Genomic DNA, 11,905 nt, shown 5'->3' with positions numbered 1-11,905 from the left:
AGTGTGGCTCAGAGATATTTCAATCTCGGGCAGAAGTTTTTCCGGGAGGTTAACTGGCTCTTTGCCCGTCCATGGACATCAGGGCCCGCAGGCCGTCCTGGAGGACCGCGACGGGGACCGCGCCGAACAGGGCCTGCTGGGCGGCGAATCCCTGCGCCGCGGCGATCATCGTGCGGGCGACGTGCTCGGCGGGGACGTCGTCGCGCATCAGGCCCGCCCGCTGGTAGGCGAGGACGACCCGCACCCAGGCCTCGCGGACCTTGAGGAAGCCGGCGCGCATCACGGCGGCCAGGTCCTCGTTGCGGAGGGTCTCGGTCCAGACCTGGATCATCAGCCGGGGCAGGCTCTCCTCGCCGTCGTAGGAGAGCCCGGAGCGCTCGGTCAGCACCTCGGTCATGACCTGGCCGATCAGAACGTCCGGCGGCGGGGGCGGGGCCTGGCGGGCGGCGGTCTCGAAGGTGGTGCGGAGCGCTTCGAGCACCTCGGTGACGATCGCCTCGATGAGCTCCTCCTTGCCGCGGAAGTAGCGGTAGACGGCGCCGGCCGACAGGCCCGTCTCGCCGAGGACGTCCGCCATCGAGGTGGCGTGGAAGCCGTTGCGGGCGAAGCAGCGGGCGGCGCCGTCCAGGATCTGCCGGCGACGGGCTTCGAGGTGGTGCTGGGACACGCGGGGCATGGTGGCCAACTTAAAACGAACGTTCCTTCTTGACAAGGCGGCCGGGCGGGTGAACTCTGCTACCAGAACGTAAAACGAACGATCCTTCTCTTTGGGTCGCGACCTTTCTCTTCGCACCGGCGCACGCCGGAATGGAGGCCCCGTCATGCCCACGTCCCCGAACCGCCGCACCCTCGCGGTGGTGGTCCTCGTCCCGGTGCTCGCGGCCCTGGCCCTGTGGGCCTTCGCCTGGCCCGCCGCCCGCGTCGCCCCGCGCGACCTGCCGGTCGGCGTGGCCGGCCCCGCCGCCGCGACCGCCCAGCTCCAGGAGCGTTTCGCGCGGGCCGGCGAGGGATCGTTCGACGTGCACCGCTACCCGGACGAGACCGCCGCCCGCGCCGCCATCGAGGACCGCGACGTATACGGGGCGGTCGTCGCCTCGCCGGGCGGGCCGAAGGTGCTGACCGCCACCGCCGCGAGCCCCGTGGTCGCCCAGCTGCTCCAGCACGCGCTGCCCTCCGCGCCGGTGACCGACGTGGTGGCCGCGCCGCCGGGCGACCCCCGGGGCACCGCGCTGGCGGCGAGCCTCCTGCCGCTCGCCCTCGCGGGAGTCGCCGCCGGCGCGCTGGTCACCCTCACCGGCCTGCGCGGCGCCCGGGCCGTGACCGCACTCCTGGGCGCCGCGCTCCTGGTGGGCGTCGTGGGCGCCGCGATCGGCGGCAGCTGGCTCGGGGTGATCACCGGCGGCTGGGGGACCACGGCGGGCGTGCTGGCGCTGACCACGCTGGCGGTCGGGGGAACCGTCGCGGGGCTCGCGGCACTGCTCGGCCGGGCGGGCATCGGGCTCGGCGCGCTGGTGATCGTGCTGCTGGGCAACCCGTTCTCGGGCGTGGCCGGAGCACCGGAACTGCTGCCCGCGCCCGCCGGGGCGATCGGTCAGCTGCTGCCGCCGGGTGCGGCCGGGTCGCTGCTGCGCTCGGTGGCGTTCTTCGACGGCGCCGCGGCGGCCGGGCCACTGACCGTCCTCGTCACCTGGGCGGTCCTGGGCCTGACCGCGGTCCTCGCGGGCGCCCGGCACACCCGGGCGACGGCTCCCACGGCGACCCGCCACCGCCCGGCCGCCCCGGCCCCGGCGGGCTGACCGGCCCCCGACCCGGCCCCGGCGGCGTGCCGTCAGTGGCCGGGGCGGGGCGGGCCTCCGGGGCGGTGTTCGGCGGCGATGCCGAAGCGGCTCTGTTCGCCCGGAGCGGAGGGCGGGAGGTCCCGCACGGTGGAGACGGAGCGGATCACCTGCTCCTCCCCCGCCTCCGCGGGCTCCCGCTCCGCTTCGAGTCGTTCCAGGTCGGCGGCCGACACCAGCGCCACGAGCGGCTTGCCGTGGCGTGTGACGACCACCCGTTCGCCGCCGTAGACGACACGGTTGATCAGATCGGCGAGCTCAGCCCGGGCTTGCGTCACCGGAATCTCGTAGGCCATGCTCCCATTCTAACGAGATGTACGTCCTGTACATTTTTTACAGAGACAAGGAGCTGCGCGATGAGCCATGCCGCGCGTCATGTCCTGCCCGAGTTCACCGAGCGCACCAGCACCGGCACCCGCACCCTGGACCCCTACTCCAAGCTGCTCGAGGAGCGGATCGTCCTCCTCGGCACGCCCCTCGACGACACCGCCGCCAATGACGTGATCGTCCAGCTCCTGCACCTGGAACACGCCGCGCCCGACCGGGACATCGCGCTCTACATCAACTCGCCCGGCGGTCCGGTCAGCGCCATGACGGCCGTCTACGACACCATGCGGGCGATCCGCTGCGACGTGGAGACGACCTGCATCGGGCAGGCCGCGTCGACCGCCGCCGCCCTGCTCGCGGCGGGCGCGCCCGGCAAGCGCATGGCCCTGCCCGGCGCGCGCGTGCTGATCCAGCAGCCGTCCTTCGACGAGCCGTTGCACGGCCGGCCGACGGATCTCGGCATCCACGCGGACGAGTTGCTCCGGCTGCGCGGCCAACTGGCGGCGATCCTGGCCCTCCACACCGGCCGGAGCCGGGAGCGCGTCGACGCCGACCTGGAGCGAGACACGTTCCTCGACGCGTCCGCCGCCGTGGCGTACGGCCTGGTGGACCAGGTCGTGCCCCGGCGCGGGAGGTGAGCGGTGCTGCCACCGGAGCATCCGCCGCTCCCCGCGCTCACCCGGGCCGAAAGCGCGTTCGTCGACAGCTGGCTCGAAGCGGTCGACCTGCTGGGGCGGACCAACCCGGCGCGGGCCACCCATACGTACAGCGCCCTGCGCGCGGCGCAGGCCCTCGTGGGGCGCGCGACGGCGCTGCGCGAGGCCCTGACCTGGATGCACGAGCGCGGCGAGAGCGAAGTACATGCCCATACGCTGGCGCGAGCCCTGCGGGTGCTTGACGGCGAACGGCGCGCGGGTCGCGTGACAGTCCCTCACAATCGAGGCGTGGGACCGACGTAGCCCTCCCCCGAACGGGCTCAGGAGTACGAGAACCGCTCCCTCGTTCAGCCTACGCATTCGGACGAATTTCGGACGACGCGAGTTGCGCAGCACGCGTACGCATCTGGCGGAATATCAGGTTCCGCCGCTGGTACGGGGATCGTCGATGTCACGTCGCCGGGCCCCAAATCGGCTCTGTCCACCCGAATGGATCAGTCGTGAGGAGCCTCACAAACGGCCGTTTCGACTCGGAATTTCCCCTCGGGATGGGTCAAGATCCCTGACGACGACAAGCCCCCGCCACCGCGGCGGGGCGGTCCGGGCGGACGCCGAGTCCTGCCGCCGTCCGGATGACTGGTCGACAGGAGTGGATCGGCAGGAGTGGAGGACCCGAGCAGTACGGGTGACCGAACGATGTACGTCCCATCGGTCGCCCTTGGGGTGAAGCCGCGCGAGCGGCCGGGCAACTTCGCCAGCCCGAACCCGACAGGTCATCCTTCACAGGCGGCTGACGAAGGGTTGCGCATGACCGCGCAGATTCATGTCCCGTCTCTGCTGTCCCGGGCGGGTGCCGTCTCGGCACTCACCCTCGCCGCCGTCGGCGGCACGATGCTGGCGCCCGGCGCCGTGTCCGAGGCGCAGGCCGCCCCGGCGTACGCCGGCAAGGCGCTGAACGTCGCCGCGTCCAAGAAGGGCGCACCCTACAAGTACGGAGCGGTGGGCCCGTCCCGGTTCGACTGCTCGGGGCTCACGCTCTACTCGTACAAGAAGGCCGGCAAGACCCTGCCGCGTACGGCGCAGCAGCAGTACAACAAGACCCGGCACATCTCGGCGTCGAGCCGGCAGAAGGGTGACCTGGTCTTCTTCCATCGGGGGAGCAACGTCTACCACGTCGGGATCTACGCGGGTAACAACAAGATCTGGCACTCACCGAAGTCGGGTTCGGTGGTGAAGCTGGACAAGATCTGGTCGAAGTCCGTCTGGTACGGACGCGTCCGCTGATCGTCCGGCGATGACCCGTGGTGCGGGGGCGGCCGGGCGCGTCCGGCGCACCCGCACCGCGGGCGGTCAGGTCTGGACCGGGACCGACCAGGGCAGTGCGATCCAGACCGTCTTGCCGCCCTCCGCGGTGGGGGTGACCGAGAGGCGTCCGCCGCACTCCGCGGCGAGCCAGCGGATGATCACCATGCCGCGCCCGTTGTCCTGCTGTACGGCGGCGGGCAGCCGCTGCGGCCAGCGCGGGTGGCTGTCCGTGACCCCGATGCGCAGCCGCTCGTCCCGCTCCAGCCGGACGTCCACCGTGAAGGTCGGCGACTGCCCGAAGGTGTGCTGGACGGCGTTGGTGGCGAGTTCCGAGACGATCAGCCGTACGGTGTCGGCGGTCTCGGCCCCATCGGGGAGCCCCCATTCGCTGAGGACGCCCGCCACGTATCTCCGGGCGGCGGAGACCGAGACGGGATCGCTCGGCAGGGTGATGGATGCTTCCTGATGGTCCGCCATGGCGACGCTGTCCCTTTCCCACCGGGGCCGGACTCCGACACGAACCGGATGTTTTGTGAGGACGGCCTCGGATTGCGCTTCGCGCCAGACTGCCACTTATGTCGCTCCTGATGGGGGCGATCCACCAGGATCCGCATATATCTGTCGCCCGAAGCGGTGAACTCTGCTACTCGAGACCGGATTTGGGCGGCAAACTGGTGGGTTGGTCCGGCGGCCCGGGAGACGGTGACGTAAGGCAGGACCGCTCAGCCGACCGGGACCGGTGAGGTGCGGAGGATCGTCGCGACCGCCTCGTCCAGTTGACGTTCCGTCAAGTCGGCTCGGGCGGTGAGACGGAGGCGCGAGATGCCGTCGGGCACCGACGGCGGCCGGAAGCACCCCACCGCGAGCCCCTCGGCCCGGCAGTCGGCGGCCCACCGCACGGCCTGCTCCGGGGAGGGGGCCCGCACCGACACCACGGCGGCGTCCGGCCGCACCGCGGTCAGCCCCGCGGCGGTCAGCCGGGCGTGCAGGGTGGACGCCACCGTACGCGCCCGGCCGGCGAGGTCCGGCTCGGCGCGCAGCAGCCGCAGGCTCGCCAGGGCTGCGCCCACGGCGGCCGGGGCGAGCCCGGTGTCGAAGATGAACGTCCGGGCGGCGTTGACCAGGTGGTCGATCACCCGGGCGGGACCGAGGACCGCCCCGCCCTGGCTGCCCAGCGACTTGGAGAGGGTGAGCGTGGCGACCACGTCCGGGTCGCCCGCGAGCCCCGCCGCGTGCAGCGCGCCCCGCCCGCCCTCGCCCAGGACGCCCAGGCCGTGCGCGTCGTCGACCACCAGCGCGGCACCGTGCTCCCGGCACGCCGCCGCCAGTCCGGCCAGCGGCGCCGCGTCACCGTCGACGGAGAAGACCGAGTCGGTGACCACCAGCGCCTGGCGTCCCGGGTGGGCGCCGAGGGTCTTGGCGACCGCGTCGGGCTCGGCGTGCGGGACGACCGCGGTCTCGGCGCGCGAGAGCCGGCAGCCGTCGACGATCGAGGCGTGGTTGCCCGCGTCGGAGACGATCAGCGAGCCCCGGGCGCTCAGCGCGGTCAGGGCGGCGAGGTTGGCGGCGTAACCGGACGAGAACACCAGGGCCGCCTCGAACCCGCAGTACGCGGCCAGTTCCCGCTCCAGCTCGCCGTGCAGCTCGGTCGTCCCGGTCACCAGGCGCGAGCCCGTGGCGCCCGCGCCCCAGCGGCGGGCCGCCTCGGCGGCGGCCGCGGTGATGGCGGGGTGGTGCGTGAGGCCGAGGTAGTCGTTGCTCGCCAGGTCCAGGACGTCGGGCTCGGCCGGCCGGGGGCGGAGGGTCCGGACGAGACCCGCGTCCGCCCGGCGGCGCGCCTCGGCGTCGATCCATCCGAAGGGCGCGGCGGCAGGCGGGCCGGAGGACGGGCCGGAGGGTGTGGCGGGCGGCGGCCCGGACGGGGAGGCGGGCGGCGGGTCGAGCGGAGCCTGGGGCATGTCCGGTTCCCTTTTGTAGACAGCGAACAGACCCTAATGGTGGTGGGGTGGTACCGGAGTGTGGTTATACACACACTCGAAACGGACTCTCCTGTGGAGTTCCTCCTTGGCCCGGGGCCGTGCCGTAGGCCAGGATCTGCGTCATGGACCTGCTGAACACGCTGGTGGACAAGGGGCTTCGGCGCGAGCTGCCGACCCGCGAAGAAGCGCTCGCCGTGCTGGCGACCTCGGACGACGAGCTGCTCGATGTGGTGGCCGCGGCCGGGAAGGTACGCCGTCAGTGGTTCGGACGGCGGGTGAAGCTCAACTACCTGGTCAACCTCAAGTCCGGCCTGTGTCCCGAGGACTGCTCATACTGCTCCCAGCGGCTCGGTTCGAAGGCGGAGATCCTCAAGTACACCTGGCTGAAGCCGGAGGAGGCGTCCAAGGCCGCCGCCGCGGGTGTCGCCGGCGGCGCCAAGCGGGTCTGCCTGGTGGCCAGCGGCCGCGGCCCGACGGACCGGGACGTCGACCGCGTCTCGAAGACCATCGAGGCGATCAAGGAGGAGAACGAGGGCGTCGAGGTCTGCGCGTGCCTCGGGCTGCTCTCGGACGGCCAGGCGGAGCGGCTGCGGTCGGCCGGCGCCGACGCGTACAACCACAACCTCAACACGTCCGAGGGGACGTACGGGGACATCACGACCACGCACACCTACGCGGACCGGGTCGACACGGTGCAGAAGGCGCACGCGGCGGGTCTGTCCGCGTGCTCCGGTCTGATCGCGGGCATGGGCGAGAGCGACGAGGACCTGGTCGACGTCGTGTACGCGCTGCGCGAGCTGGACCCGGACTCGGTCCCGGTGAACTTCCTGATCCCCTTCGAGGGCACGCCGCTCGCCAAGGAGTGGAACCTGACCCCGCAGCGGGCGCTGCGCATCCTGGCGATGGTCCGGTTCGTGTGCCCGGACGTGGAGGTCCGGCTGGCCGGCGGACGCGAGGTGCACCTGCGTTCGCTCCAGCCGCTGGCCCTGCACCTGGCCAACTCGATCTTCCTGGGCGACTACCTCACCAGTGAGGGCCAGGCGGGCAAGGCGGACCTGGACATGATCGCGGACGCCGGCTTCGAGGTGGAGGGCACGGACACCACCACCCTGCCCGAGCACCGCGCGGACGCCTCGTCCTGCGGCACCGGTGGCGGGTGCGGCTCGGGTTCGGTGTGCGGCTCCGAGGAGCCCGCGCCCGCGCAGCCGGTGGCCACCGACACGGCCCGTACCGACCAGGCCCGTACCGACCTGGTGGCCGTGCGCCGCCGGGGCGCCGGCACCGACCTCGCGCCCAATGCGTGACGGCACCGGGGCCGGGCTCGACGCGGCCGGGCTGATCGCGCTCGACCGGGCGCATGTGTGGCACCCGTACGGTCCGATGCCCGGCCGTACCGACCCGCTCGTCGTGGAGTCCGCCTCCGGGGTGCGGGTGCGGCTCGCCGAACCGGCGCACGGGCACGACGAACTGGTCGACGGCATGTCGTCCTGGTGGTCCGCCGTCCACGGCTACAACCACCCGGTGCTCAACGAGGCGGCGCGCGGTCAGCTGGACCGGATGAGCCATGTGATGTTCGGCGGGCTCACCCACGAGCCCGCCGTGCGCCTCGCCACGCGGCTGGTCGAGATCACTCCGGAGCCGCTGCGCCACGTGTTCCTCTGCGACTCCGGCTCGGTGTCGGTCGAGGTCGCGATCAAGATGTGCCTCCAGTACTGGCGCTCGGTGGGCCGGCCCGCCAAGCAGCGGCTGCTGACCTGGCGCGGCGGCTACCACGGCGACACGTGGCAGCCGATGTCGGTGTGCGACCCCGAGGGCGGGATGCACGAGCTGTGGTCCGGCGCGCTGCCGCGGCAGGTCTTCGTGGGACCGCCCCCGGCGGAGTACGAGGAGTCGTACGCGCGGGAGCTGCGGGAGGCGATCGGGCGCCACGCGGACCAGCTGGCGGCGGTGATCGTCGAGCCGGTGGTGCAGGGCGCGGGCGGGATGCGGTTCCACGACCCGGAGTACCTGCGGGTGCTGCGGGAGGCGTGCGACGCGCACGACGTGCTCCTGGTGTTCGACGAGATCGCGACCGGGTTCGGGCGCACGGGCACGCTGTTCGCGGCGGAGCACGCGCGCGTGGCGCCGGACGTGATGTGCCTGGGCAAGGCCCTGACCGGCGGCTACCTGTCGCTGGCGGCGACGCTGTGCGCCAGCCGTGTGGCGGACGGCATCTCGCGGGGCGAGGTGCCGGTGCTGGCGCACGGCCCGACGTTCATGGGCAACCCGCTGGCCACGGCGGTGGCGTGCGCATCGATCGATCTGCTGCTGGGCCAGGACTGGCAGCAGGAGGTCAAGCGGATCGGAACGGGACTCCGGGACGGGCTGGCGCCGGCCGGCGAGCTGCCCGGCGTGCGCGACGTGCGCGTGCTCGGCGCGATCGGCGTCGTGCAGCTGGACCACCCGGTGGACATGGCGGCCGCGACGGCGGCGGCGGTCCGCGAGGGCGTGTGGCTGCGGCCGTTCCGGGACCTGGTGTACGTGATGCCGCCCTACGTCACGGGTGACGAGGACGTGGCACGGATCTGCCGCGGGGTGTTCGCGGCCGCGCGGGAGGGATGACATGTCGGTACTGGTCGTCAGCGGTACGGGCACGGAGATCGGCAAGACCGTCGTCACGGCGGCGCTCGCGGCGGTGGCACGGGCGGCGGGCCGCTCGGTGGCCGTGCTGAAGCCCGCGCAGACCGGGGTCGCACCGGCGGAACGCGGTGACGCGGACGAGGTCGTGCGGCTCGCCGGGGGCGGGGTCACCGCCGCCGAACTGGCCCGGTTCCCCGAGCCGTTGGCACCGGACACGGCCGCCCGGCGGGCCGGGATGGCGCCGGTGGGCCCGGCCGAGGTGGCCGACGCCGCGGCCAAGCTGGCGGACGAGCACGACCTGGTGCTGGTCGAGGGCGCGGGCGGACTGCTCGTGCGGTACGACGAGGAGGGCGGCACGCTCGCCGACGCCGCCCGGCTGCTGGACGCCCCGGTGCTGGTGGTGGCGCCCGCCGGGCTCGGCACGCTCAACATGGTGACGCTCACCGCGGAGGCGCTGCGGGCGCGCGGGCTGGTGCAGGCGGGCCTGGTCGTCGGCAGCTGGCCGGACGAGCCGGGGCTCGCGGAGCGGTGCAACGTCACGGACCTGCCGAAAGTCGCGGGCGCTCCGCTGCTGGGCGCGGTGCCCTCGGGCGCGGGCGCGCTGCCGCCGGACGTGTTCCGGGCCCGGGCGGGCCGGTGGCTGGCCCCGGCTCTCGGCGGCATCTGGGATGCGGACGCGTTCGCCGCGGCCGTACGCTCCTGATCATGCGAGCTGTCGTCAGTGAAATGGTGTTCGACTGCGCCGACCCGGCCGCGCTGGCCCGGTTCTGGGCCGCGCTGCTGGGCGGCGAGCCGGTCGACCGGAGCCCGGACTGGTCATACGTCGACCCGCCGGACTTCGTCCGGGTGGCCTTCCAGCGCGTACCGGAGGGCAAGGCCGTGAAGAACCGGCTGCACCTGGACCTGGAGGGGGGCGACGTGGCCGCCGCCACGGAGGCGGCGGTGGCCCTCGGCGCGGTGCGGCTGGGCGGCGTCGTGGCGGACGAGCACGGCCACTTCCAGGTGCTGCGCGACCCGGAGGGCAACGAGTTCTGCTTCGTGTCCGGCTGACGGGGGGACACTGACGGTGTCGGGTCCGGGACCGTCGGCCGTCTCCCAGGAGGTCCGTGATGCGGGACACCGTCCACCACCCTCTGTTCGCCCGCTTCTACGCGCGCATGAGCGTCACCATGGACACCCGCGGCGGGGTCGCCGGGTACCGGCGGGAGCTGCTCGCCGGGCTGTCCGGCCGGGTCATCGAGGTCGGCGCGGGCAACGGGCTGAACTTCGCGCACTACCCGGCCGCCGTGTCGGAGGTCGTCGCGATCGAGCCCGAGCGGCGGCTGCGGCAGCTGGCGGCCACCGCGGGGCTGCGCGCCGACGTGCCGGTGGACGTGGTGCCGGGTGTGGCGGAGGCGCTGCCGGTGAAGAGCGAGGCGTACGACGCGGCGGTCGCGTCGCTGGTGCTGTGCACGGTGCGGGACCTGCCGCGTGCGCTCGGCGAGCTGCGGCGGGTGCTGCGGCCGGGGGGCGAGCTGCGCTTCTTCGAGCACGGCGTCGCCGGGGGGCGGGCCGCGGCGACGGCCCAGCGGGTGCTGGACCGCACGGTGTGGCCGCTGCTGTTCGGGGGCTGCCACACGGCGCGCGACCCGCTGGCCGCGATCGAGGCGGCCGGGTTCGAGATCGCCTCGCACCGCCGGTTCCGCATCCCGGAGCAGGGCCCGGCGACACCGACGTCCTTCTGCGTGCTCGGGGTGGCCAGGCGGCCGGACTGAGCCCGCACCGCCGTGTGCGGCCCGCGTGGGGTGATCACACTAGGGTGCGGGCATGACTGCGCACGCGTACCTCTCGAACCTGTTCTCGCTGGACGGCCGGGTCGCCCTGGTGACGGGCGGCAGTTCCGGTATCGGCCGGGCGATCGCGGGTGCCCTCGCGCGGGCGGGGGCGAGCACCGTGGTCGTCGCGCGCCGCGAGGCGGAGCTGGCGGCCACGGTCGACGAGCTGGCCGCGGACGGCTGCCGGGCCGCGTGGGTGAGCGGCGACCTGTCCACCCGTGACGGGGTGCGGGCGGCCGCCGAGGCCGCGGCGGAGGTGTACGGGGAGCCCGACATCCTCGTCAACAGCGCCGGGATCAACCTGCGGCCGCCGATGGGACGGGTGGGCGAGGACGTCTGGGACGCCACGATGGCGGTGAACCTGGAGGCCCCCTTCCTGCTCGGCGAGCGTTTCGGGCCGGGCATGGCGGAGCGGGGCTACGGCCGGATCATCCACGTCACCTCGCAGCAGGCGCACCGGGCGTTCGTGCAGAGCGGGGCGTACGGGGTGTCGAAGGGGGGCCTCGAGTCGCTGGCCCGTTCGCAGGCCGAGGCGTGGTCGGCGCACGGGGTCACATGCAACACGCTGGTGCCGGGCTTCGTGCTGACACCGCTCAACGCCCGGCTCCAGGACGACGCCGAGACGGTCGCCGCGCTGGCCGCGCGCACGATGGTGGGCCGCAACGGGCTGGCGGAGGACTTCGCCGGGGCGGCGGTGTTCCTGGCGAGCCCGTCGGCCGGGTACGTGACCGGGCACTCGCTCTTCGTCGACGGCGGGCTGTCCGTCCACTGACGTGCCCGGCCGCGCGGTTCGCCGGCCGTGTGCGTCCCGCGTTCGGTGCGGTGTGCGTTTCGACTAGGGTGATCGCCTTGGAGGTGACGCCCCGTGACGAACGAGCAGGAGCAGCTCTTCGCGGCGGTGGACGCGCTGCTGGAGCAGGCGGCGCAGGACGCACTGCCCGAGCCCGACGAGCACAAGCGGCTGCGGGAGGCCGCGGGCGTGGAGCCGGCGGCGGGTCAGCGGCTCCAGCGGCGCAGTTCGGCGGCGACGGCGGCGACGTCCGCCTGGCCGGCCTTCACCAGCCGGGCCAGGTCCCGCACCTTCTCGGGCGAGGCGGCCACGTCGAGGCCGGAGGCGACGAGGTAGCCGTACGCGACGGCCGAGGCGTACAGCGCGTTGGAGTGCTCCAGCGCGGGCACGTGCAGCAGCAGTTGCAGCAGCGCGGCCGCCCGGGTGTGCGGGTCCTGGTAGACGGCGACGCCGAAGATCTCCGCGTCGTGCCGGGCGACGGCGGCGACGAGGGCTCCCCAGTCGGTGACGCGGGGGTCGCCGGGGGTGGCCTGCTCGGCGACCATGAGCAGCCAGGACAGGTCGACCGACAGGTTCATAC

Annotated in this window: 15 protein-coding genes and 1 riboswitch; of the genes, 10 read left to right on the top strand and 5 right to left on the bottom strand. The window is 73.5% G+C overall.

Annotated features, from left to right (window positions below):
• Positions 1–49: 49 nt before the first annotated feature.
• Entirely contained in the window at positions 50–676 is a 627-nt protein-coding gene (locus tag EIZ62_RS28605; protein ID WP_156695555.1) for a TetR/AcrR family transcriptional regulator, read from the bottom strand.
• Positions 677–821: 145 nt separating this feature from the next.
• On the opposite strand from EIZ62_RS28605, the gene EIZ62_RS28600 reads away from it, so the two are divergent.
• Positions 822–1,796, top strand: a complete 975-nt coding sequence (locus EIZ62_RS28600) for an ABC transporter permease (protein WP_156695554.1) — start codon at positions 822–824, stop codon at positions 1,794–1,796.
• Positions 1,797–1,828: 32 nt separating this feature from the next.
• On the opposite strand, the gene EIZ62_RS28595 is transcribed toward EIZ62_RS28600, so the two are convergent.
• Positions 1,829–2,131 (bottom strand): type II toxin-antitoxin system Phd/YefM family antitoxin, encoded by a 303-nt coding sequence (locus tag EIZ62_RS28595; protein ID WP_156695553.1) that lies wholly within the window; start codon positions 2,129–2,131, stop codon positions 1,829–1,831.
• Between the two features lie 60 nt (positions 2,132–2,191).
• On the opposite strand from EIZ62_RS28595, the gene EIZ62_RS28590 reads away from it, so the two are divergent.
• From EIZ62_RS28590 to EIZ62_RS28580, 3 genes are all read left to right on the top strand, one after another.
• Positions 2,192–2,800: an ATP-dependent Clp protease proteolytic subunit gene (locus EIZ62_RS28590; RefSeq protein WP_156695552.1), complete on the top strand. Its 609-nt coding sequence runs from the start codon at positions 2,192–2,194 to the stop codon at positions 2,798–2,800.
• Positions 2,801–2,803: 3 nt separating this feature from the next.
• Positions 2,804–3,121, top strand: a complete 318-nt coding sequence (locus EIZ62_RS28585) for a hypothetical protein (protein ID WP_156695551.1) — start codon at positions 2,804–2,806, stop codon at positions 3,119–3,121.
• 328 nt (positions 3,122–3,449) lie between these two features.
• Positions 3,450–3,622: riboswitch (cyclic di-AMP (ydaO/yuaA leader) on the top strand.
• Between the two features lie 3 nt (positions 3,623–3,625).
• The gene (locus EIZ62_RS28580; protein ID WP_156695550.1) at positions 3,626–4,102 is read left to right on the top strand and encodes a C40 family peptidase; all 477 of its coding nucleotides are present in this window, start codon (positions 3,626–3,628) and stop codon (positions 4,100–4,102) included.
• A gap of 66 nt (positions 4,103–4,168) precedes the next feature.
• On the opposite strand, the gene EIZ62_RS28575 is transcribed toward EIZ62_RS28580, so the two are convergent.
• On the bottom strand, positions 4,169–4,600 hold the full coding sequence (locus EIZ62_RS28575; protein WP_156695549.1) for an ATP-binding protein: 432 nt from the start codon (positions 4,598–4,600) through the stop codon (positions 4,169–4,171).
• A 245-nt stretch (positions 4,601–4,845) separates the two neighbouring features.
• Positions 4,846–6,081 carry an 8-amino-7-oxononanoate synthase gene (locus EIZ62_RS28570; protein WP_156695548.1) on the bottom strand — a complete coding sequence of 412 codons (1,236 nt, stop codon included), beginning with the start codon at positions 6,079–6,081 and terminating at the stop codon, positions 4,846–4,848.
• A gap of 143 nt (positions 6,082–6,224) precedes the next feature.
• Between EIZ62_RS28570 and bioB the strand changes: the two genes are divergently transcribed.
• The 6 genes from bioB to EIZ62_RS28540 are packed head-to-tail and all read left to right on the top strand — an operon-like array spanning position 6,225 to position 11,307.
• The gene (bioB, locus tag EIZ62_RS28565) at positions 6,225–7,406 is read left to right on the top strand and encodes a biotin synthase BioB (protein ID WP_156695547.1); all 1,182 of its coding nucleotides are present in this window, start codon (positions 6,225–6,227) and stop codon (positions 7,404–7,406) included.
• Complete coding sequence (locus EIZ62_RS28560; RefSeq protein ID WP_156695546.1) at positions 7,399–8,703, top strand: adenosylmethionine--8-amino-7-oxononanoate transaminase; 1,305 nt, start codon at positions 7,399–7,401, stop codon at positions 8,701–8,703. The genes bioB and EIZ62_RS28560 overlap by 8 nt, the downstream gene beginning before the upstream one ends.
• Before the next feature lies 1 nt (position 8,704).
• The gene (gene bioD, locus EIZ62_RS28555; protein WP_156695545.1) at positions 8,705–9,424 is read left to right on the top strand and encodes a dethiobiotin synthase; all 720 of its coding nucleotides are present in this window, start codon (positions 8,705–8,707) and stop codon (positions 9,422–9,424) included.
• 2 nt (positions 9,425–9,426) lie between these two features.
• Positions 9,427–9,771 carry a VOC family protein gene (locus EIZ62_RS28550; protein WP_156695544.1) on the top strand — a complete coding sequence of 115 codons (345 nt, stop codon included), beginning with the start codon at positions 9,427–9,429 and terminating at the stop codon, positions 9,769–9,771.
• A gap of 59 nt (positions 9,772–9,830) precedes the next feature.
• A complete protein-coding gene (locus EIZ62_RS28545) occupies positions 9,831–10,475 on the top strand; it encodes a class I SAM-dependent methyltransferase (protein WP_156695543.1) in 645 nt (214 codons plus the stop codon).
• A gap of 52 nt (positions 10,476–10,527) precedes the next feature.
• A complete protein-coding gene (locus tag EIZ62_RS28540; protein ID WP_156695542.1) occupies positions 10,528–11,307 on the top strand; it encodes an SDR family NAD(P)-dependent oxidoreductase in 780 nt (259 codons plus the stop codon).
• A 224-nt stretch (positions 11,308–11,531) separates the two neighbouring features.
• Here EIZ62_RS28540 and EIZ62_RS28535 read toward each other — a convergent pair whose 3' ends face one another.
• Positions 11,532–11,903 carry a fic family toxin-antitoxin system, toxin component gene (locus tag EIZ62_RS28535; RefSeq protein ID WP_156695541.1) on the bottom strand — a complete coding sequence of 124 codons (372 nt, stop codon included), beginning with the start codon at positions 11,901–11,903 and terminating at the stop codon, positions 11,532–11,534.
• Between the last annotated feature and the right edge of the window lie 2 nt (positions 11,904–11,905).

The organism is Streptomyces ficellus, from assembly GCF_009739905.1.
Lineage (GTDB): Bacteria > Actinomycetota > Actinomycetes > Streptomycetales > Streptomycetaceae > Streptomyces > Streptomyces ficellus_A.
This window is presented reverse-complemented; position numbering and strand designations above follow the sequence as displayed.

Excerpts from the sequence above, each read along its gene's own strand:
- EIZ62_RS28605 (WP_156695555.1), bottom strand. The coding sequence starts at position 676 with ATGCCCCGCGTGTCCCAGCACCACCTCGAAGCCCGTCGCCGGCAGATC.
- EIZ62_RS28600 (WP_156695554.1), top strand. The coding sequence starts at position 822 with ATGCCCACGTCCCCGAACCGCCGCACCCTCGCGGTGGTGGTCCTCGTC.
- EIZ62_RS28595 (WP_156695553.1), bottom strand. The coding sequence starts at position 2,131 with ATGGCCTACGAGATTCCGGTGACGCAAGCCCGGGCTGAGCTCGCCGAT.
- EIZ62_RS28590 (WP_156695552.1), top strand. The coding sequence starts at position 2,192 with ATGAGCCATGCCGCGCGTCATGTCCTGCCCGAGTTCACCGAGCGCACC.
- EIZ62_RS28580 (WP_156695550.1), top strand. The coding sequence starts at position 3,626 with ATGACCGCGCAGATTCATGTCCCGTCTCTGCTGTCCCGGGCGGGTGCC.
- EIZ62_RS28575 (WP_156695549.1), bottom strand. The coding sequence starts at position 4,600 with ATGGCGGACCATCAGGAAGCATCCATCACCCTGCCGAGCGATCCCGTC.
- EIZ62_RS28570 (WP_156695548.1), bottom strand. The coding sequence starts at position 6,081 with ATGCCCCAGGCTCCGCTCGACCCGCCGCCCGCCTCCCCGTCCGGGCCG.
- bioB (WP_156695547.1), top strand. The coding sequence starts at position 6,225 with ATGGACCTGCTGAACACGCTGGTGGACAAGGGGCTTCGGCGCGAGCTG.
- EIZ62_RS28560 (WP_156695546.1), top strand. The coding sequence starts at position 7,399 with ATGCGTGACGGCACCGGGGCCGGGCTCGACGCGGCCGGGCTGATCGCG.
- bioD (WP_156695545.1), top strand. The coding sequence starts at position 8,705 with ATGTCGGTACTGGTCGTCAGCGGTACGGGCACGGAGATCGGCAAGACC.
- EIZ62_RS28550 (WP_156695544.1), top strand. The coding sequence starts at position 9,427 with ATGCGAGCTGTCGTCAGTGAAATGGTGTTCGACTGCGCCGACCCGGCC.
- EIZ62_RS28545 (WP_156695543.1), top strand. The coding sequence starts at position 9,831 with ATGCGGGACACCGTCCACCACCCTCTGTTCGCCCGCTTCTACGCGCGC.
- EIZ62_RS28540 (WP_156695542.1), top strand. The coding sequence starts at position 10,528 with ATGACTGCGCACGCGTACCTCTCGAACCTGTTCTCGCTGGACGGCCGG.
- EIZ62_RS28535 (WP_156695541.1), bottom strand. The coding sequence starts at position 11,903 with ATGAACCTGTCGGTCGACCTGTCCTGGCTGCTCATGGTCGCCGAGCAG.